Origin of the sequence: Citricoccus muralis (genome assembly GCF_003386075.1) — a bacterium.
Taxonomy (GTDB): Bacteria; Actinomycetota; Actinomycetes; order Actinomycetales; family Micrococcaceae; genus Citricoccus; species Citricoccus muralis.
The window spans coordinates 2,605,287-2,623,133 of sequence record NZ_QREH01000001.1 but is presented as its reverse complement, the minus strand read 5'-3'; the positions used below and the strand labels follow the sequence as shown (position 1 = coordinate 2,623,133).

Genomic DNA, 17,847 nt, shown 5'->3' with positions numbered 1-17,847 from the left:
GAGGAGACCCATGGCGGAATTCACAGACCGGTACGACGCCGGCCGGCAGCTGGCCGACCACCTCGCCTCCCGCGGGTGGCCGCCCAACCGGAACGTCCGGGGAGCCCGGGCGCCCGAGGTGAGCGCCGGCGTCGGGCCCTCCTCCGGAACCACCGTGGTGCTCGGCCTGCCGCGCGGCGGCGTTCCGGTGGCCGAGGTGGTCGCCCGGGAACTGGGCGCGCCCCTGGACGTCATCATGGTGCGCAAGCTCGGGGTGCCCGCCCACCCGGAACTCGCGATGGGCGCCATCGGGGAGCAGGGCGCCCGGGTGCTGGACGCCTCGATCGTGCGGCACTTCGCCGTCACGGAGGAACAGATCGCCGAGGTGGAACGGCGCGAGCAGCAGACCCTGCAGCGCCGCGGGGCGTTGTTCCGGGCGGGCAGGGCGCCGCTGGACCTGACGGGCGCCTCGGCCGTGATCGTGGATGACGGCATGGCCACCGGCGCCACGGCCCGGGTGGCCTGCACCGTGGCCCGCCACCTCGGCGCCGCCCACGTGGTGCTGGCCGTGCCGGTGGCCGCCCGGGACACGGTCAGCCGGATTCGGGAGGACGGCGAGGCCGACGAGGTGGTCGTGGTGGCCACGCCCCGGTTCTTCCGGTCAGTCGGCGAGCACTACGCGGACTTCACCGCCGTGGAGGATGAGCACGTGGTGGCGATCCTTCAGCGGTCCTGATCCGCGAAGAACCTCAACAGCTCCGGCTCGAGCTCGCCTGCAGCCTGCATGGGCAGTGAATGGGTGGTGTCCGGCCAGACCTTCACCGTGGAATCGGGCAGTGCCTCTGCCCGCTCCACCGCGCCCGGGCCACCGGCCAGGGAGTCGCGTGACGCCAGGGCCACGTAGACCGGCATGTCGAGCCGCTCCAGCTCGTCATCGGTCAGGGGTTCCGGCTGCGGGAGGGCCGCCTGATAGTGGGCGGTGGCCGCGGTGATCATGCGGGTCATCGGCTCGTCGCGATCCTCCTCCGAGTCGATCTCCGCGCCGCCGATCCGCTCCAGGGCCGTCTCCCGCCAGACCTCCGGCAAGCCCGGCAGTGAGGCGACCACGCTCCACCACAGCATCTCCGGTGAGGGGTTGGCCAGCGTGAAGACCGGGTCCAGGAGCGTGAGCGTGACGGTGCGGTCCGGGTACTGGTGGGCATAGGCCGAAGCCACGGCGCCGCCGAAGGAATGACCCACCAGGTGGACGCCCTTCGGGGCGAGTGCAGACACCACGTCGTCGACCGGACGGGCCTGGTCGGCGAATTTGCCGAAGGGGACCGCCTGCTCGGACAGGCCAGCGTCACCGAGGGCGTCGAAGGCCAGCACCCGGCGTTCCCCCGCGAGGTTCTCCAGGTTGTCCATCCACATGGGCACGCCGGAGGTCCGGCCGGGAACCAGCAGGATGGGGGTCTCTCCGCGGTTCTGGTCCGTGGCCCACTCGTAGACGCGGACCGTTCCATGGCTGGTGCGGACGTCATGGGTGTCCGTGGGCTCCGGCAACCGGGCCATGGAGTCCCGGTAGGCGGACAGGTACTCGCCGCGACCCTCGGTGCTGCGGAAGTGACCGACGCCGGGAGGGCCGGCGAAGAAGGTCCAGGTGGCGGCCAGCCCGATCCCCGCCAAGACCACGAGCAGACCGGTGCCCAGCCACCGGAGGATCCGGCGCCCGCGACCGGGGCGCCGCGGCCGATGCTTTACCAATATGTTCATACTGTAATGGTGATGCAAGTTGTCCGTACTGTAAAGTGGCGGCATGCCGAAGATCGTCGACCATGAGCAGCGCCGCGGGGAGATCGCCCTGGCCTTGTGGCAGGTCATCCACGAACACGGGATCGACGGGGTGTCCTTCCGTGCGGTGGCGGAGGCAGCCGGGGTATCCATCGGCCGGGTGCAGCACTACTTCTCCAGCAAGGACGAGCTGGTGGTGTTCGGTTGCCGGGCGATGGTGTCCGCGGCCGAGCAGGACCACGGCCCGGATCCGTCCCTCCGGGAGCCCGCGCGTGCCCGCGACGCGTTGGCGGACTTCCTCTGCGCCCCCCTTCCGCTCACCGAGGGACTGCGGGTCGGCTCCTCGGTGTGGGCGACCTATCTCGCCAAGTCCGTGTCCCATCCGGGCATTGCCGCAGTGGTGGCCGAGGCCATGCACGGCCGCGCGGAGGCCACGGCCACTCTGCTCGCCGCGGCCCGAGGAACGCAGGAGGCGCGGGAGGCGCAGTCCACCGCCCTGGCCTTGGTGTCACTGTCCGAGGGCCTGAACACCCGGGTACTGGCCGGTGCCCTGGTGGCGGACGAAGCCGGTGCCTTGATCCGGGACGCGGTGGACCGCGCGGTCCACACGGACTGACCTGGCGAGTGGGGGAATCCGGCAGGATCGGAGACGCGCAGGGTAGGCCGTGCCCCTAGCGTGGGAGGACCAAACGAACCAGGAGGACCCATGCGGATCGTCATCACGCAGAACACCACCCTGGACGGGAGGGTCGAGATGCTGGACGACTGGTTCGACCCGTCCAACCAGGACGAGGACCTGGCCGCGGAGCTGATGCGGCAGACCAAGCGCGAGGACGTCCTGCTTCTGGGCCGCCAGACCTTCGAGGACTTCCGCGGCTACTGGCCCCTCCAGACGGGGGACACCACCGGTGTTGCCGAAAGTCTCGATCGGGCGGACAAGCGGGTCGTCTCCTCGACCCTGACCGATCCGGGATGGCAGAACACCACCGTGATCTCCGGCGATCCTCTGGAGGCGGTGCTCGAGATGCGGGCCGCGCCGGGCCGGGACGTCATCATCACAGGCAGCATCCAGCTGTGCCACGCCCTCATCCGGGCCGGTCTGGTGGACCTCTACCGGATGTTCACCCACCCCGCCTGGCAGGGCCGGGGCCGTGGCTTCTTCCCGGACGGATACTCCGTGCCGCAGCTGCGGCGTACTGAGGCGCAGACCTTCGCCGGCGGCGTCGTCTACGCCGCCTATGAGCCGCTCGCGGGGCTCGGCTCCGAGCAGGACTACTGATCGGCTATGGGCCAGCTGGGCTACTTCTCCATTGGATCCCTGGACGGGTTCATCGCTGATCCGTCCGGGGACTTCTCCTGGGCTGAGCCGGACGAGGAGGTCCATCAGTACGCCAACGACCAACTGCTGGGGGTGGATCTCCACCTTTACGGCCGGCGGACCTACGAACTGATGACCGTCTGGGAGACCGACCTCTCCTTTGCGGCGGCGAACCGGCTGTACGCGGAGTTCGCCGAGCGGTGGGTCGATGCGGACAAGATCGTCTACTCCTCGACGCTGGAGGAGCCCGTCACCCGGAGGACTCGCCTGGAGCGGACCTTCGACCCGGAGGCGGTCCGCGCCCTGAAGGACTCCACGCCCGGAGACCTGATGATCGCCGGGCCCACCCTGGCCGGGCAGGCCCTGCGCGCCGGACTGGTCGACGTGGTCGACCAGGTCTTGCTGCCGATCGTCATCGGCGGCGGACTGCCCATGTACCCGGCGGGCCTGCGGCTGGACCTCGAGCTGATGGACGAGCGCCGATTCGCTGGCGGGGCCGTGGCGGTGCGGCATCGGGTGGTCGGCCCGGCCCAGGCCACGCGGTCTACAGCAGGTTGACCAGCGCCACGAACGTCAGCGTGCCCAGGCCAATGCTGAGCAGGGTCCGGCGCCCGCACCACAGGTGCACCGCCGCCGTAACCGCTACCGCCACGACCGCCTTGGCTACGGTGGCCCAGTCCACGCTGGCGGTGCTGACGAAGGTGGAGGCGGCCAGGATGGCGAGGATCCCCACCGGCATCCACAGGCCCATGGCCATGACGAGCCGGGATTTCCGCAGGGGCTTCAGGACGGCGAACGGCAGGGCCCGCAGGGACAGCGTGATGGCGAACGCGATGGCCAGGGCTCCGGCCACGTACCAGGGGTCGAGCTCAACCATGGTCAGGAGCCCCCTTCCGAGTGAGCAGGAACCGGACGGCCAGGGCGGCCACGAACAACAGCATCCCCACGAACAGGGCTGAGTCCGGCACGAGCAACAGGGCCCCTCCGAAGCAGGCCAGGGCCATCACCAAGGAGGGGATCTCCTTCCGGGAGCGGCAGGCATCCAGGGTCAGGGTGACGAACAAGGCGCAGAGGGCGAACTCCAGCCCCTCGACCGGCCCGGGAAGCGCCGAGGCGAACAGGACCCCGACCAGACCGCCGCTGACCCAGTAGACCTGGAAGGCGATCTGGGTGGCGAGCAGCCGCCAGCCGTTCCAGCCCCGGGGGTTCACGGCCGTGATGGCGTAGGCCTCGTCGATCAGCGCATAGACGGAGTACGCCCGCGCCAGGGGGTTCTTCACCACGTGCAGCGGGAAGGAGAACGCGTAGAACACGTGGCGAAAGTTCACCAGCAACGTGGTCAGAGCGATGGTGGCCAAGGGAGTGGCAGCCGCGATGAGTCCGATCAGCAGCAGTTCCACCGACCCGGCGAAGACGGCGATGGACAGGGCTGGGGCCATCCACCAGGGCAACCCGTACTGGATCACCAGCAGTCCGAAGGCGATGCCGATCGGGAACATCCCCAGCCCTGCCGGGAGGGACAATCTGATGCCGAACGCGATCTCCGCGCGCCGGTTCACCGGCCGGCTGGCCACCTCACTGCTCATGCCTTCTATGATCCCCCGTCGAAGCGTGTCCCGATGACACACTCATCGGAGTCACTCGACCAATCGACGAGCAGTCGAGGAGCAGCTGAAGATCAGCTGGAGAACCCGAGAGAGTTCTCCGCGAGACCTGCCTAGGACCCCGCAGGGTACGGCTCCGCACGCAGCAGCCGGGCGAGGTGCGCCGCGTTGCGCGCTGCGCCGGCCGTGGTTGAGGCGACGTTCTCGGGCACCTGGTCGAGGTCCTGATAGTCGACCGTCTGCATGGCCTCGCCGACCCAATAGGTTCCGGCCTGGGCCGGGATGCTGAACCCGATGTCGCTGAGGGCCTGGGTCATGTCGGCGATCGTTTTGTGGGCGCCGTCCTCGTTGCCGACCACGGCCACGATCGCCGTCTTGTCGTACATGATCGGCCGGCCCTGGTCGTCGGTCTCGGACAGGTCCGCGTCGAGCCGTTCGATCACCCGCTGGGCGATGCTGCACGGGTGGCCCATCCAGATGGGAGTGGCGAGCACGAGGATGTCCGCGTCCAGGACCTGCTGGTGCAGCGCGGGCCAGGCGTCGCCAGGGCCCATGTCCACCTGGACGCCGGGCTTCACATCATGGTCCACCACCCGGACGGAGGAGGTGGCCACACCGTTCTTCTCCAGCTCGCCCAGGACGTGCCGGGCCATCAGCTCGCTGCTGGAGGGCTTCGGGGACGGGGTCAGCGTGCAGACCAGGGCAAGGGCCGTCAGGTCCCGGGTGGAGGTGGAGGCAGTGTCGGCAGTCGAATCAGTCATGGCTCCAGCATGGTCATCACTGCCGGCTCCTGGCCAGAGCCCAGTGACATCCAGCCGGTGCTCCGGGTAGCCTTGACGTCATGAAGCGTTGAGTCCAGCCCCTCCCGCGCCCGAGGCACTGCCCGGCGGGGCCCTGCAGGTGCTTTCCAGGACTCCTCTCATGACCCGACCCCATTCCTTGCCCTCCGCTGATCTGCGTTCTTTTGGCCTGTCGTCCGACCGTCGCCGGGCCCTCATCCCGGTCGCCTCCGCCCTCGGCGGTGCGGACCACCTCACCCTCGATGGCGTCTCCAAGTCCTTCCCGGACCGGCGCGTGCTGACCGATGTCTCCTGCACGGTGGCCTCCGGCGAACGTGCCTGCCTCATCGGCGAGAACGGCACCGGCAAGTCCACCCTGCTGCGCATCATCGCCGGCCTGGACGACGACCACGGCGGCCGCGTCACCGTCCCCGGCAGCGTCGGGCTGTTCCACCAGCAGCCACCCTTCGCCCTGGGCCTCACCGTGCAGGAGGTGTTGGACGAGGCCACAGCTCCGGTCCGCGCGGTCGCGGGAGAGGTGACCCGGCTCGCGGAGGCGCTCGCCGACCCGGCCGACGCCGCTCACACCGGCAACCCGACCGACACCGCCACCCCCTCCGACACCGCCATCCCCTCTGAGGTCGCCACCGCCTACGACCGCGCCCTCGCCGAGGCGGTCCGCACCCGCGCGTGGGAGGTGGACCAGCAAGTGGACCGCCTCGTGGGCGGACTCGAACTGGCACGCATCCCACGGACCCGGCCGGCCTTGAGCCTCTCCGGCGGTCAGCTGTCCCGGCTCGCCCTGGCCTGGCTGCTGCTGCGCCGCCCGGACACCCTGCTGCTGGACGAGCCCACCAACCACCTCGACGCCCGCGGCACCGCGCTGCTCGTGGACCTGCTGCAGGGCTGGGCCGGCCCCGTGCTGATCGCCAGTCATGACCGGGCGTTCCTCGACGAGGTCGCCACCACCCTGCTCGACCTCGACCCCGCCGCGCAGCTCCACCGGGACGTTCCCGGGGCATCGGACGCCGGCAATGCGGGCTCCGGTTTCGGGCTCACCCGCTACGGGGGGCGCTACACGGACTACCTGCTGCACCGGATCGGCGAGCGGGAACGGTGGGAGCGCCGGTACCGGGACGAGCAGGCCGAGCTGAAGCGGCTGCGGCGGCAGGTCAAGGACAACCACACCGTGGGCAACGCAGACCGCCCGCCTCCCACGGAGGGCAAGATGGCCCAGAAGTTCTACGCGGACCGCAACGCCAAAGTGGTCTCCCGGCGTGTCAACGAGGCGGCCACGGCGCTGGCTCGGCTGGAGGAATCACAGGTCCGCAGACCGCCCGCTGTCGTGAGCTTCGGCGGGCTGGCCGCGGCCGCCAGCGGTGAGGGGCCGGCGTCGGGCGCGGGGCCGGTGCTGGTGGCCACCGAGGTGGCCCTGGCCGCCCGGTTGGCACCGGTCTCGGTGCAGCTCGGCGCGCGTTCGCGCCTGCTCATCACGGGGTCCAACGGGGCCGGGAAGTCCACGCTGCTGCGCATCCTGGCCGAGGACCTGATGCCCGACGCCGGCTCGGTCACCACCATCGGTCGGCTCACGGTCGGCCTGTTGGGTCAGGACGCGGAGCATCTCACCGAAGCCGAGCGGGGAGCCGAAGATGAGACCGCCGCGGAGTCATATCGATGGGCGGTGGGTGACGCCACCGCGCAGAGGGTGGCGTTGGGGACCTTCGGCCTGATCGCTGGGCGAGACGAACAGCGCCGTGTCCGGGACCTCTCGGTGGGGCAGCGGCGTCGACTGGACCTGGCCGTGCTGCTGGCCGACCCTCCCGACGTGCTGTTGCTGGACGAGCCGACCAATCACTTCTCCCTGCTGCTCTCCACGCAGCTGGAGGCGTCCATCCCGGGGTACCCGGGCGCCGTCGTCGTGGCCAGCCATGACCGCTGGCTCCGCGCGGGCTGGCAGGGCGAGAGGCTGGAGCTCACCCCGCCGTCGGCAACTGAGTCTCACGAATTGCCCTCTCCCCGGGCGGAACAGGGGTAATTCGTGTGACGTGGATGCCTCGGTCGGGACAGTGAGCCTGGCTCAGGGGGTACTGGTCTCGGACTTGGCCCGGTCCCGCTCGGTGGTGACCGCGCGGGTGAGGGACACCAGGCGGGCCAGGACCTTGGCCAGGGAGGCGTCATGGTGGTCGGTCAGCGCCAGCTTCCCGCCGGGGAAATCGACCCGGCGGATCAGGTTCACCGAGTCTCCGACCACGTGCATGTTGTACGCGGCGGTGGTGACCCGCCAGGCCTCGTTCGCCCGGACCCCGCCGAGCCCGCCGTAGGCCACGATGGCCAGGGTCTTGTCCCTCCACTGCCGGCTCAGCAGGTCGAAGGCGTTCTTGAAGGCCCCGGGGATGTTGCGGTTGTACTCGGGGGTGACGAAGACGAAGCCCTCGCACTCGGCCACGGCGTCCCGCCACCGGTGCACCTCGGCCGGCCCGTTCTTGTCCTGAGCCCAGTTCTCATCGGCCATGATCGGCAGGTTGAACGCCTTGACGTCCAGGATCTCCCACTCCACGTCCGCGGCGTCGACCTGCGCCCGGGCCCGTTCGGCCACCCAGGCGCCGATGGACTCGCCGAGGCGGCCCTCGCGAACAGATCCGATGACGATGCCGATCTTCATGTGGTGCCCTCCAATGGTGCGTGCTCGTGGCAGGTGCGGCGAGATGGCCGCGGCCCTCTCCAGCGTAGGCGGGCCGGGCCATACTGGGCAGGGGGCGGTCATACGCCGCCCCACACGCCTCGCACACCTCAGACCTGACACCACCTCTCACCTCACCCCTCTCACCCCACCCCTCTCACCTCTCAGCTCATCGTCTCCCGAAAGGCGCCCCCATGAAGATCGACCAAGCCCATGTGCTCGTCAATGACCAGGATGCCGCCAAGGCGTTCTACACCGAGGTCCTCGGCTTCGAGGTGGAGACGGATTTCGCCAGTGGGGACTTCCGCTGGCTCGCCCTGCGCGCCCCGGGGCCGGACGCCGGCGCCGCCCTGGTGCTCGGCCGCGCCGAGGGTGCGGCGGTGGCCTTCCAGAACGAGACCCGCCTGGCGGGGATGCCCGCCTTCGTCTTGACCCTGACCGGTGGCCATGAGGAGTTCGAACGGATCCGGGCCCGGGGGGCCGAGGTGATCTCCGAGCCGCAGCAGCAGGAGTATGGCGGCACGGACGCGCTGATCAATGACACGGTGGGCAACATCATCTGCCTGCACCAGGACTGACGGCCGTGGCAGTGGCATCCGAGAGCGCAGCCCGGGAACCGGGCGCCGAGGCGACCAACTCGACTGACGCGACGGCGCGGCGCGCACCCGGCTGGTGGGCCGGCGTCGGGCGCGTGGTCTTCGCCCTCGCCGCGCTGCTGTCCTTCACGGGAAACGGGCTCTCCTTCTACATCGGGTCCTGGAAGGACTCCGACCTGCCGGCCGACGCGGGCTTCTCCGGCGGGTTCGAGGGCGGCTGGGAGCACCTGCTCAACCAGCCGACGTACTTCACGTTCCTGGCCAACTTCCTCGTCGGCCTGACCTCGCTGCTGCTGGCGATCCGCCCGCACCGGACGTCCACCCTGTTCCACGCGCTGCGGATCGCCGGGGTTGTCTGCATCGTCATCACCGGCGTGGTGTTCAACGTGCTGCTGCGGGGCGCGCCGCCGGGAACCCCGGTGGAGCACCTGAACGACACGATCCAGCACATCATCACGCCGATCCTGACGCCACTGGTGTGGCTGGTGTTCGACCCCCGCGGCCAGGTCACGTGGAAGCGGATCGGCCTGGCGGCCCTCATCCCGCTCGCCTGGTTGGCGTTCACCCTGGCGCGAGGGCCGGCGCTCGACTGGTACCCCTACAGCATCCTGGACGTGCCACGCATGGGCTATGACGGGGTGGCGGTCTACGTGGTGGCCATCCTGGGGTTCTTCTTCGTGCTGGCCGCACTGATGTGGGCCATCGACCGGCTGCTGTCACGCCTGATCTCGTCACGGGCACGATGATGGTCGAGAAACGCCGGGCCCGCCGACATCGACCGTGCTCGTGATGCGGAATCAGGTCTGGAACGGTCTGAGCTCGACCTTGTTGCCGCAGGCCTTCGACGCGCGGGCGGCCAGATCCTCGGCCTGTTCCGGTCCGGCGGCGTCCACCACCCAGAACCCGCCCATGTGCTGCTGGGCCTGGGTGAACGGGCCGTCGGTGATGACCAGTTCGGCACCGCGGGTGCCGTCCACCACCACGGATTCCTCCGGGGCGACGAGACCGCCGGCGTACACCCACGCGCCCTCGGCCCGCAGTGCCTCGTTGAACTCGCCGACGGCCTGGAACGCTGCCTGCATCTCCTCTTCGGACGCGTAGGGACCCGTCTCCCGGTGCTGGACACCGGGGGAGTGCCACACGGAAATCAGGTACTCGGGCATGGCCTTCTCCTTCTGCCTGTCGAGATCCGCACACAGAACTGAACGGTGAGCTGAAAAGTGAACTGAACGGTGAGCCGCACTGCCCCGATTCGCGCCAGCCTGTGAGCGGGCTTACACTCTATCGGGCCCTTTCTGCCACCGCACCAGGTGGACGGCTGGGACCAGCCGAGAACCGCTAGACCCCCGGGCGGTCACCCAGCGCAGCCGATCGCGACGCGCCGAACCAGGAGTATGTGCATGACTTCACGCCCTTCCCCCGAGTCAGCAGCCGAGGCGACGCCCGGATCTGTGCCGGAGTCGCCCGCAGACCAGGCCCCGGAGTCGCCCGCAGATCAGGCGTCCACCACCGCGACGGCGACGACGCCCCGGTGGAACCGGTTCGACGCGAGCTGGACGATCGGCCTGTTCGGCACAGCCGTGGGCGCCGGCATCCTGTTCCTGCCGATCAACGCCGGACTGGGCGGGCTGTGGCCGCTGCTCATCGCCACCGTGCTGATCTGGCCGATGACCTACTTCTCCCACCGGGCGCTGTCCCGCATGGTGTGTGCCTCGTCGAACCCGAAACAGGACATCACCGGCGTGGTCCGCGAGTACTTCGGCGAGACCGCCGGCCGCGTGGTCACCGTCCTGTACTTCCTGGCGATCTACCCGATCGTGCTGATCTACGGGGTGGGCATCACCAACACGGTGGAGAGCCTCATGGTGAACCAGCTCGGCCTGGACCCCTGGCCGCGGTGGCTGCTGTCCGGGGTGCTGGTCCTGGCGATGTCGGCCGTCATGGTCGCCGGCAAGAAGGTCATGCTCGTGGTCACCCAGTGGCTGGTCTACCCGTTGATCGCGGTGCTGTTCGCGGTCACGTTGCTGTTGATCCCCCAGTGGTCCTTCGACGGCTTCGGTGCGCTGCCCGCTCCCGGCGACTTCGCGATGTCCCTCTGGCTGATGATCCCGGTGCTGGTCTTCGCGTTCAATCACTCCCCGGCCATCTCCCAGTTCTCCGTGTCCCTGCGGGAACGCTACGGTGCCGGATCCATGCAGAAGGCGTCCTCCGTCCTCCGGATCACCGCGGTCCTGCTGGTCGTCTTCACCATGGGCTTCGTCTGGTCCTGTGTGCTGGCCCTCGGCCCCGAGGGGCTGCAGGAGGCCAAGGACGCCAACCTGCCGGTGCTCTCCCACCTGGCCAACGTGATGGGCCTGCCCCTCATCGCCTGGCTTGGCCCCGCCGTGGCCATTACGGCGATCGCCTCGTCCTTCTTCGGCCACTGGCTCGGTGCCGCCGAGGGGGCCACGGCGATCGTGCGCACCATGGTGGACCCACGGCAGAAGCGCCTGAGCGACCGCGGCATCACGATCGGCGTGAGCGTCTTCCTGATCGCCACCACGTGGCTGGCCGGGGTGCTCAATCCCAGCATCCTGGCGCTGATCGAGTCGCTGGCCGGCCCCGTGATCGCCGCCGTGCTCTACCTCATGCCGATGTACGCCATTCACAAGGTGCCCGCCCTCGCGCGATTCCGCGGCAAGGCGTCGAACGTCTTCGTGGTCATCGCCGGCGTGGTCGCCGTGGGCGGCATCCTCATCAGCCTGTTCCGCTAGTCTCCCGGTTTCGGCTTCCGGCCGCCCGGTTTCCCGGAGCACGACGCGCGGGCCGGCACCTACGCTGGCAGGTGCCGGCCCGCGCGTCGTGCCCGGGTTTGAGAAGGCCCCTCAGTGAGGGTGAGTCAGGTGCTCAGAGCTGGCCGGACACGCCCTCAGAGCTGGGAGAAGGCGGCGGAGACCGGCTCCTCACCGTCCACGAAGTCGATCTGTTTCCCGATCGAGTTCTGGGTGTCCAGGGCGACTCGGACCGCCTGGGCCACGTTGCCGCGCGAGGTATCCCGATTGGAGCCGTCCGCGGTGCCGCTGCCGACGGCGATCATGCCGGTCGGCTCGTCCAGGGTGAGCTTCCCCGGGCCGAGGATGGTCCAGTCGAGCCCGGAGTTGCGCAGGTACTCGTCCGCGGCGGCCTTGGACTCCGCATAGGGGAAGAATGGGTCGTCCTCGGCGATGCCGTGCTGGGTGGTGGCGCCCATGTAGGACACCATGACGTAGCGCTTCACGCCGGCCTGGAGGGCGGCGTCCATGGAGCGGATCGCGGCGTCCCGGTCCACGGCATAGGTGCGCTCGGGGCTCCCGCCACCGGCGCCGGCGGACCAGACGATGGCGTCCTGGCCCTCGAAGGCCTGGACGAGCTCCTCCTGTGAGGCGGTCTCGATGTCCAGCACCAGGGCCTTCGCGCCGGCGGCCTCAATCTCGGGTGTCTGCTCCGAGCTGCGGATGACCGAGGTGACCGTGTGCCCCTCCTGCGCCAGCAAGGGTGCGGTCCGCAGGCCCACCTTGCCGTGTCCGCCGATGATCAGGTAGTTCGCCATGGATCTGGTCCTTCCGTTCGGGTGTCAGTGCTTCCACGGCCACTGTTGCACTGCACCTGGAGGGCGCGCCAGCGCGTTCGGCTGGCGGCGCAATCGCTCCGCCGGTGAACCCGGGTGTCTCCGTGTCTCAGCTGCCGCAGGTGACTCAGGTGGCTGACGTGTCCGTGACAGCCTCGTAGAGTCCGATCTCGTTGCCATCGAGGTCCCGGAACACGGCCCACCAGCTGGTCTCGGTGATCGGGGACCTCGGGGCGATCACGGTGCCGCCCAGTGCGGTGACGGTGGCCAGGGTCTCGTCGATCGAGTCGACCTCCACGGTGGAGCGGGGTTGGGTGAAGTCGGCGCTGCGCGGCGCCAGACCGCCGCCGCTGACCTCGTTGGGGGCCCGCCACATGGGGTAGTCCTCGAAGCCGGGGTAGGTCTCGATCTTCCAGCCGAAGACCGAGCCGTAGAACTCGGTGGCGCGCTGATGGTCGGTGACCGGGATGTCGACGTGGGTGATGTCTCCGTGTGCCATGGAGCTATGGTCCGGCAGGAGGCGGGTCCGTGGGAACCCCTCCCTGCCGAGACCGCCACTGCTCGGCCAGGATCCCCATCACGTGGGCGTCCACCCATCCGCCGTCGAAGAGCAGCGCCTCGCGCAGGGTGCCCTCCAGGCGGAAACCGGCCTTCTCGTAGACATGGCGGGCCCGCGGATTGAAAGCGTAGACCTCCAGCGACACTCGGTGCAGCCCCTGGTCCTCGAAGGCGTGCCGCAGAGTCAGTTCCACGGCCTCGCTGCCGAGGCCACGGCCCCGAGCGCCGGAGATCCAGATCCGGAAGCCACAGGAGAGGTTGTCCTCATCGAGGTCGTTGAGCACGGACTCCCCGACGATCCGGCCGGTGGCCACCTCCTCGATGACCCACACGATCCGGTCCTCCGCCCGGGACCAGCGCGCGTAGATCTCGGCGAGCTCGTCCACCGACCAGGGCGCCGGCACGGTGGAGGAGCGAACGGTCCCGGTCAGCCGGGACACCTCGGCATCCGCTAGCAGCGGGTGGAGCACCGCGGCATGCTCCCGCCGGGCCGGAACCAGCCGTATCAGTTCGCCGGCCAGTGCCTGCTTCCTGGAGAAGTCCGGTGCCGGTGTCACGGCACCATCATGCCAGCGCCGGTCGGAACTCAGGTCGTAGTGGTCGCTGGCGGTCAAGGCAGTTGCGCGGTCCCGGTCCCCAGCTTCTCGGCCGCGGCGCGGTTCGCCGCGGTCCGCGGCAGCACCACCGGGTGGCCCAACAGCGGATCCTTCACGACGTCGGCGTCCAGTCCGTAGATGCCCTCCAGGTTCGCCGGGGTCAGGACCTCCTCCGGTGTCCCCTCGGCCACGACCTGGCCGTGGGCCATGGCGATGATGTGGTCCGCGGAACGGGCGGCGAGGTTCAGTTCGTGCAACACGGCGACCACGGTGGCCCGGGGCCGCTCGCCTACACCGGCTGCACCGCCTGCACCGGCTGCCCTGGGGTCCGGCAGGTCCCGCACCAGGTCCAGCAACTCCACCTGGTGGGATAGGTCCAGGTAGGAGGTGGGTTCGTCGAGGAGCACCACGGGCGTCTGCTGGGCCAGCACCAGGGCCAGCCAGGCCCTCTGGCGCTGACCTCCGGAAAGCTCGGCCACGTCCCGGCCGGCCAGCCCCACCAGGTCGGCCAGCTCGAGGGCCTGGGCGATCGCCACGGTGTCCTGGGCCGTCCGGGCCCCGAACCAGCCGCGGTGCGGGTGGCGCCCGCGGTCCACGAGTTGCTCCACCGTCATGCCCTCCGGCACCACGGGGGACTGGGGCAGTAACGCCACGGTGCGGGCGTAGCTGCGGGGATTCCACCCCTCCACGTCCCGGCCGAGGACCTCGAGGGATCCGCTCACCAGGGGCAGCTGCCGGGTCAACCCCTTCAGGAGGGTCGACTTGCCGCAGCCGTTGGCGCCGATGATGGCCGTGGTCTGGCCAGCCGGCACATCCAGGTCCACGGGCTTCTCCTGCCCCACGACCGTGTGCGGGCCATAGGCCAGGCTCGCGCCACGCAGGCGGATCGCCGGTTCTATTGACATCTCAAGCCTTCCGTCCACTTCGAATCAGGAGCCACAGCATCAGCGGCGCCCCGGCCGCCCCGGTGAGCACGCCGGTGGGCAACCTGACCCCGCCGAAGGCCTCGGCGGCCGCGAAGTCCGCGACCACCACGATGACCGCGCCGCACAGGGCCGCCGCCGGCAGCGAGGGCCGTCCCCCGGTGAGGCCCCGAGCCAGGGGGGTGGAGAGCAGGGCGACGAACGCGAGCGGGCCGGTGGCCGCCGTCGCCGCCGCTGCCAGCAGGGCGCCGACCACGAGGGACCAGAGGCCCGTCCGGCCGGGCCGGGAGCCCACGCCGTGGGCCAGCTCGCCACCCAGGTCGGCCGGAGCCAGCCGGGCATGCAGGAGACCGGCGAGGGGCACCAGCACGATCATGATGACGGCCAACAGGGTGATCCGCTCCCACGTCACCGCGTTGAGGGAGCCCGCGGTCCACACGGCCGCGGCCTGCAGGTCATGCTGGGACAGGGCCAGCATCGCCCCGGACAGGGTGGCCTGGCACAGGGACGCCACGGCGATCCCGGCCACGATGAAGGTGGCCCCGCCCAAGGCGCCCGCCAATCCGCCCGAGCCAGCTCCTGCGGAGGACCGCCCGGCCATCGAGAACCCGAGGACGATGGCGATCGCCACCAAGCCGCCGATCATGGCGGCTGCGGCCATGCCCGTCCCGCGCACCCCGCCGAAGGCGAGCACGGTCACGGCGGCGACGGCGGCACCCTGGGTCACGCCGATGATGTCCGGGCTGGCCAGGGGGTTGCGCAGCGTGCGCCGGAAGAGGGCGCCGGCGGCGCCGAACGCCGCACCGGCCAGGGCTCCGGCCACGGCCCGGGGCAGTTTCTCCTGCATCACGATGAACGAGGCGCCGGGGATGGTCTCCCCGCCGAGGATGGCGAAGAAGTCGGGGATGGTGACGGTGTAGTGGCCCAGCAGCACCCGCACTCCCATCGCCAGCATCAAGGCCGCGGCGAGGCAGAGCGTGGCGGTGAGCAGCCGGCGTCGGGCACGGGAATGCAGGGACCGCACGGCGGCCACCGCAGCCGGGGAGGGCCCGGCCACTGATTCAAGGGCGGGGGCAGTGGCCGTGGTCTCGAGGGATGGCGCGCTCACAGCGAAACCGCCTTCCGGCGCAGCAACAGGAGCAGCACGGGCACGCCGATGACCACTGTGGTCACGCCCACGTGGATCTCCTGAGGCGCCACCACGAGCCGACCGGCGAGGTCGGCGAGGACGAGCAGGACGGCCCCCCACAGGGCGCAGCCCAGCACGAGCACGCGCGTGGAGGCCGGGCGGAACCGGCGCAGGGCATGGGGGACCAGCAGGCCCACGAACACCACGGGCCCGGCCAAGGCGGTCGCGGCGGCGGTCAGCAGCACGGTGGCACCGAGCAGGACCATGCGCAGGCGTTCGGGGCGGGAGCCGAGCCCGTGGGCCAGCTCGTCACCGAGGGCCAGCGCATCCAGCCCGGGTGCGGCCACGAAGACCATCAGGATGCCCACGGCGATCACGGGCGCCAGCCAGGCGGCGTCTTCCAGTGAGGACCTGGCCACGGAGCCGACGGTCCAGAACCGGAAGCGCTCCAGCACCGCGGGGGAGAGGATCAACAGGGCGCTGGTGACGGCGGTGCAGCCCGCGGTGACGGCCGCCCCGGCCAACACGAGGGACAGGGGCCCCGGGGTGCCGCCCGGGCCGCCCCCCAGCCGGGAGGCGGCCGAGGCCACGGTGTAGACCACCGCGGCGGCCACGAGGGTCCCGAGGATCGCCAGTACCATCACCCCCGCCAGGCCGGCCGAGATGCCGAGGCCCAGGCCGAGCGCCACCGCCAGCGAGGCCCCGGCGGTCAGGCCCAGCAGGCCCGCATCACCAAGCGGGTTGCGGGTGGCTCCCTGCAGGGCTACCCCGGACACCGCGAGGGCCGCGCCCACGAGCACCGCGGTGATGGTGCGCGGGATGCGGGACAGGGCCGCCGCGGCGTCGATGTCCGCCGCCGCGGCATCACCCCCGCCGGTGAGGAACGCGCCGAGTGCCTCCAGAGTGGTGACCGGGTCCACATGGCGGGCCCCGAAGGCCAATGCGGCCAGGCACGCGAACACCAGCACCAGTGCCGGGAGGGCAAGGAAAGGCAGGGCGCGGGAAGACAGGGCGCGGGACAGAGACGCCGTAACCGGCCGGCGTCGTGCCGGGGGCGCGGACCGCCGCTCCGGCGAGCCAGTGGTGCTGGCGCCGGGCGGCGGGTGCTCCGTGGAGGGGCGCTGGAGGGAGGGTCTCATGCGCTTTCTGTCATCAGACGGTGTTCTTGGGGCCGGTCCAGATTATTCCGCGCTGTCGGCCTGCTCGGCCGCGGCGGCGATGTCCGGGACCACGTTCTCCAGGGCCCACGGGATGGACAGTGGCGAGGCGGCCGAGGTGGACAGGACCTCTTGCTGGTCGGTCTGCACCACGAGCGTCTCATCCTGCACGGCCGGGATCTTGGACAGCAGCGGGTCGGAGGCGATGGCCTCGGTCACCGACTCATCGGTGGCCGAGGTGATGAAGATGTCCGAGTCGAGCTCGTCCGCCCGCTCGGGGGACCAGGTCAGGAAGAAGGCGTCCTCGGCCTCTGCGTTGTCCGCCAGCACGGGAGCCAGCTCCATGCCGAGCGAGGTCAGGAACTTCGGCCGGTTGTCCGCGGCGGTGAACAGGTAGATCTGATCGGCGGCGGCCGGATCGACCGTACCCGTCAGGAAGGTGGTGCCGGCCAGGGCGGGGTACTCCTCCGCGGCCTGGGCGACCTGGTCCTCGACGTCCGCGATGACCTCTTCGGCCCGGTCCTCCTTGCCGAGGGCCTCCCCGATCAGCCGGGTGGAATCCTGCCAGGCTGTGGTGAACGCTGCGGTGTCCTCCGGGTAGGCCACCACGGGGGCGATCTCGGAGAGCTTGTCATACTCCTCCTGCGTGATGCCGGAGTAGGCGGCGAGTATGACGTCCGGCTCGGTGGCGGCCAGGGCCTCGAAGTTGATGCCGTCAGCTTCGGAGTACTGCTCCGGGGCCTCTCCGCCGGCCTCCTCCAGGGCCGCGTCGAACCAGTCGGTGGACTGCTGGGCGTTGCCGCCGTACTCGGTGGCCGCCACGCCCACGGGCACCACGCCCAGGGCCAGTGCGACGTCCTGGTTCACCCAGGACACGGTGGCCACGCGCTCGGGCTGGGCCGGGATCTCGGTCTTGCCGTAGACGTGCTCCACTGTCCGGGGAAAGGTGGCGTCCGAGGTCGCGGAGGCATCGGTGGAGCCGGAGGCCTCGGAGCCCGAACCTCCAGCAGGGCCCGTGGAACAGCCCGCGAGCAGGGCGGCGCTCAATGCCAGGGACCCCAGGGACAGGGCCCGACGGCGGGTGGTCCGGCGGGCGGTCGGAGCGCCGGCGGTGGGAGAGAGGGGGGAAGGGAACACGAGGCGGCCTTTCGAGTCATTGGCAAACGAGGGTG

At 70.4% G+C, this 17,847-nt stretch carries 21 protein-coding genes; 8 read left to right on the top strand and 13 right to left on the bottom strand.

Annotation, left to right across the window (positions count from 1 at the left end; genetic code table 11):
• The first annotated feature begins 10 nt into the window (after positions 1-10).
• Positions 11-715 carry a phosphoribosyltransferase gene (locus tag C8E99_RS11620; protein WP_115932423.1) on the top strand — a complete coding sequence of 235 codons (705 nt, stop codon included), beginning with the start codon at positions 11-13 and terminating at the stop codon, positions 713-715.
• Here C8E99_RS11620 and C8E99_RS11615 read toward each other — a convergent pair.
• On the bottom strand, positions 703-1,731 hold the full coding sequence (locus C8E99_RS11615; RefSeq protein WP_115932422.1) for an alpha/beta fold hydrolase: 1,029 nt from the start codon (positions 1,729-1,731) through the stop codon (positions 703-705). The two genes, C8E99_RS11620 and C8E99_RS11615, sit on opposite strands and share 13 nt — an antisense overlap.
• Before the next feature lie 43 nt (positions 1,732-1,774).
• Between C8E99_RS11615 and C8E99_RS11610 the strand changes: the two genes are divergently transcribed.
• The 3 genes from C8E99_RS11610 to C8E99_RS11600 all read left to right on the top strand — a co-directional run bounded on the left by C8E99_RS11610 (position 1,775) and on the right by C8E99_RS11600 (position 3,625).
• The gene (locus C8E99_RS11610; protein ID WP_115932421.1) at positions 1,775-2,365 is read left to right on the top strand and encodes a TetR/AcrR family transcriptional regulator; all 591 of its coding nucleotides are present in this window, start codon (positions 1,775-1,777) and stop codon (positions 2,363-2,365) included.
• A gap of 90 nt (positions 2,366-2,455) precedes the next feature.
• The gene (locus C8E99_RS11605; protein ID WP_115932420.1) at positions 2,456-3,028 is read left to right on the top strand and encodes a dihydrofolate reductase family protein; all 573 of its coding nucleotides are present in this window, start codon (positions 2,456-2,458) and stop codon (positions 3,026-3,028) included.
• 6 nt (positions 3,029-3,034) lie between these two features.
• On the top strand, positions 3,035-3,625 hold the full coding sequence (locus tag C8E99_RS11600) for a dihydrofolate reductase family protein (protein ID WP_115932419.1): 591 nt from the start codon (positions 3,035-3,037) through the stop codon (positions 3,623-3,625).
• Here the strand turns inward: C8E99_RS11600 and C8E99_RS11595 are convergent.
• The 3 genes from C8E99_RS11595 to C8E99_RS11585 form a co-directional block, all read right to left on the bottom strand.
• The gene (locus C8E99_RS11595) at positions 3,612-3,944 is read right to left on the bottom strand and encodes a branched-chain amino acid transporter permease (RefSeq protein WP_115932418.1); all 333 of its coding nucleotides are present in this window, start codon (positions 3,942-3,944) and stop codon (positions 3,612-3,614) included. The genes C8E99_RS11600 and C8E99_RS11595 overlap by 14 nt on opposite strands.
• Entirely contained in the window at positions 3,937-4,653 is a 717-nt protein-coding gene (locus C8E99_RS11590) for an AzlC family ABC transporter permease (RefSeq protein ID WP_115932417.1), read from the bottom strand. The genes C8E99_RS11595 and C8E99_RS11590 overlap by 8 nt, the downstream gene beginning before the upstream one ends.
• Before the next feature lie 131 nt (positions 4,654-4,784).
• Positions 4,785-5,432: a flavodoxin family protein gene (locus C8E99_RS11585; protein WP_115932416.1), complete on the bottom strand. Its 648-nt coding sequence runs from the start codon at positions 5,430-5,432 to the stop codon at positions 4,785-4,787.
• Positions 5,433-5,592: 160 nt separating this feature from the next.
• Here C8E99_RS11585 and C8E99_RS11580 point away from each other — a divergent pair, with 160 nt between their 5' ends.
• Entirely contained in the window at positions 5,593-7,485 is a 1,893-nt protein-coding gene (locus C8E99_RS11580; protein ID WP_115932415.1) for an ABC-F family ATP-binding cassette domain-containing protein, read from the top strand.
• Between the two features lie 42 nt (positions 7,486-7,527).
• On the opposite strand, the gene C8E99_RS11575 is transcribed toward C8E99_RS11580, so the two are convergent.
• Positions 7,528-8,112, bottom strand: a complete 585-nt coding sequence (locus tag C8E99_RS11575; protein ID WP_115932414.1) for an NADPH-dependent FMN reductase — start codon at positions 8,110-8,112, stop codon at positions 7,528-7,530.
• A gap of 212 nt (positions 8,113-8,324) precedes the next feature.
• Here C8E99_RS11575 and C8E99_RS11570 point away from each other — a divergent pair, with 212 nt between their 5' ends.
• The gene (locus tag C8E99_RS11570; protein WP_115932413.1) at positions 8,325-8,708 is read left to right on the top strand and encodes a VOC family protein; all 384 of its coding nucleotides are present in this window, start codon (positions 8,325-8,327) and stop codon (positions 8,706-8,708) included.
• A 5-nt stretch (positions 8,709-8,713) separates the two neighbouring features.
• Complete coding sequence (locus C8E99_RS11565; protein ID WP_245952293.1) at positions 8,714-9,472, top strand: Pr6Pr family membrane protein; 759 nt, start codon at positions 8,714-8,716, stop codon at positions 9,470-9,472.
• A gap of 51 nt (positions 9,473-9,523) precedes the next feature.
• On the opposite strand, the gene C8E99_RS11560 is transcribed toward C8E99_RS11565, so the two are convergent.
• Positions 9,524-9,889: a YciI family protein gene (locus tag C8E99_RS11560; protein WP_115932412.1), complete on the bottom strand. Its 366-nt coding sequence runs from the start codon at positions 9,887-9,889 to the stop codon at positions 9,524-9,526.
• A 237-nt stretch (positions 9,890-10,126) separates the two neighbouring features.
• On the opposite strand from C8E99_RS11560, the gene C8E99_RS11555 reads away from it, so the two are divergent.
• The gene (locus tag C8E99_RS11555) at positions 10,127-11,479 is read left to right on the top strand and encodes an aromatic amino acid transport family protein (protein ID WP_115932411.1); all 1,353 of its coding nucleotides are present in this window, start codon (positions 10,127-10,129) and stop codon (positions 11,477-11,479) included.
• Between the two features lie 155 nt (positions 11,480-11,634).
• Here C8E99_RS11555 and C8E99_RS11550 read toward each other — a convergent pair whose 3' ends face one another.
• The 7 genes from C8E99_RS11550 to C8E99_RS11520 all read right to left on the bottom strand — a co-directional run bounded on the left by C8E99_RS11550 (position 11,635) and on the right by C8E99_RS11520 (position 17,812).
• The gene (locus C8E99_RS11550; RefSeq protein WP_115932410.1) at positions 11,635-12,294 is read right to left on the bottom strand and encodes an SDR family oxidoreductase; all 660 of its coding nucleotides are present in this window, start codon (positions 12,292-12,294) and stop codon (positions 11,635-11,637) included.
• A 145-nt stretch (positions 12,295-12,439) separates the two neighbouring features.
• Positions 12,440-12,811: a VOC family protein gene (locus C8E99_RS11545; RefSeq protein ID WP_115932409.1), complete on the bottom strand. Its 372-nt coding sequence runs from the start codon at positions 12,809-12,811 to the stop codon at positions 12,440-12,442.
• A gap of 4 nt (positions 12,812-12,815) precedes the next feature.
• Complete coding sequence (locus tag C8E99_RS11540; protein ID WP_170144594.1) at positions 12,816-13,427, bottom strand: GNAT family N-acetyltransferase; 612 nt, start codon at positions 13,425-13,427, stop codon at positions 12,816-12,818.
• Positions 13,428-13,480: 53 nt separating this feature from the next.
• Positions 13,481-14,371 (bottom strand): ABC transporter ATP-binding protein, encoded by an 891-nt coding sequence (locus C8E99_RS11535; RefSeq protein WP_115932407.1) that lies wholly within the window; start codon positions 14,369-14,371, stop codon positions 13,481-13,483.
• Position 14,372: 1 nt separating this feature from the next.
• The gene (locus C8E99_RS11530) at positions 14,373-15,497 is read right to left on the bottom strand and encodes a FecCD family ABC transporter permease (RefSeq protein ID WP_245952291.1); all 1,125 of its coding nucleotides are present in this window, start codon (positions 15,495-15,497) and stop codon (positions 14,373-14,375) included.
• Complete coding sequence (locus C8E99_RS11525; RefSeq protein ID WP_115932406.1) at positions 15,494-16,657, bottom strand: FecCD family ABC transporter permease; 1,164 nt, start codon at positions 16,655-16,657, stop codon at positions 15,494-15,496. Before C8E99_RS11525 ends, C8E99_RS11530 begins: the two co-directional genes overlap by 4 nt.
• A gap of 42 nt (positions 16,658-16,699) precedes the next feature.
• Positions 16,700-17,812 (bottom strand): iron-siderophore ABC transporter substrate-binding protein, encoded by a 1,113-nt coding sequence (locus tag C8E99_RS11520; protein ID WP_115932405.1) that lies wholly within the window; start codon positions 17,810-17,812, stop codon positions 16,700-16,702.
• Positions 17,813-17,847: the final 35 nt, after the last annotated feature.

Coding starts and splice junctions, on each gene's coding strand:
- C8E99_RS11590 (WP_115932417.1), bottom strand. CDS start 4,653: ATGAGCAGTGAGGTGGCCAGCCGGCCGGTGAACCGGCGCGCGGAGATC.
- C8E99_RS11550 (WP_115932410.1), bottom strand. CDS start 12,294: ATGGCGAACTACCTGATCATCGGCGGACACGGCAAGGTGGGCCTGCGG.
- C8E99_RS11535 (WP_115932407.1), bottom strand. CDS start 14,371: ATGTCAATAGAACCGGCGATCCGCCTGCGTGGCGCGAGCCTGGCCTAT.
- C8E99_RS11560 (WP_115932412.1), bottom strand. CDS start 9,889: ATGCCCGAGTACCTGATTTCCGTGTGGCACTCCCCCGGTGTCCAGCAC.
- C8E99_RS11610 (WP_115932421.1), top strand. CDS start 1,775: ATGCCGAAGATCGTCGACCATGAGCAGCGCCGCGGGGAGATCGCCCTG.
- C8E99_RS11620 (WP_115932423.1), top strand. CDS start 11: ATGGCGGAATTCACAGACCGGTACGACGCCGGCCGGCAGCTGGCCGAC.
- C8E99_RS11600 (WP_115932419.1), top strand. CDS start 3,035: ATGGGCCAGCTGGGCTACTTCTCCATTGGATCCCTGGACGGGTTCATC.
- C8E99_RS11555 (WP_115932411.1), top strand. CDS start 10,127: ATGACTTCACGCCCTTCCCCCGAGTCAGCAGCCGAGGCGACGCCCGGA.
- C8E99_RS11585 (WP_115932416.1), bottom strand. CDS start 5,432: ATGACTGATTCGACTGCCGACACTGCCTCCACCTCCACCCGGGACCTG.
- C8E99_RS11575 (WP_115932414.1), bottom strand. CDS start 8,112: ATGAAGATCGGCATCGTCATCGGATCTGTTCGCGAGGGCCGCCTCGGC.
- C8E99_RS11580 (WP_115932415.1), top strand. CDS start 5,593: ATGACCCGACCCCATTCCTTGCCCTCCGCTGATCTGCGTTCTTTTGGC.
- C8E99_RS11570 (WP_115932413.1), top strand. CDS start 8,325: ATGAAGATCGACCAAGCCCATGTGCTCGTCAATGACCAGGATGCCGCC.
- C8E99_RS11545 (WP_115932409.1), bottom strand. CDS start 12,811: ATGGCACACGGAGACATCACCCACGTCGACATCCCGGTCACCGACCAT.
- C8E99_RS11525 (WP_115932406.1), bottom strand. CDS start 16,657: ATGAGACCCTCCCTCCAGCGCCCCTCCACGGAGCACCCGCCGCCCGGC.
- C8E99_RS11615 (WP_115932422.1), bottom strand. CDS start 1,731: ATGAACATATTGGTAAAGCATCGGCCGCGGCGCCCCGGTCGCGGGCGC.
- C8E99_RS11605 (WP_115932420.1), top strand. CDS start 2,456: ATGCGGATCGTCATCACGCAGAACACCACCCTGGACGGGAGGGTCGAG.
- C8E99_RS11595 (WP_115932418.1), bottom strand. CDS start 3,944: ATGGTTGAGCTCGACCCCTGGTACGTGGCCGGAGCCCTGGCCATCGCG.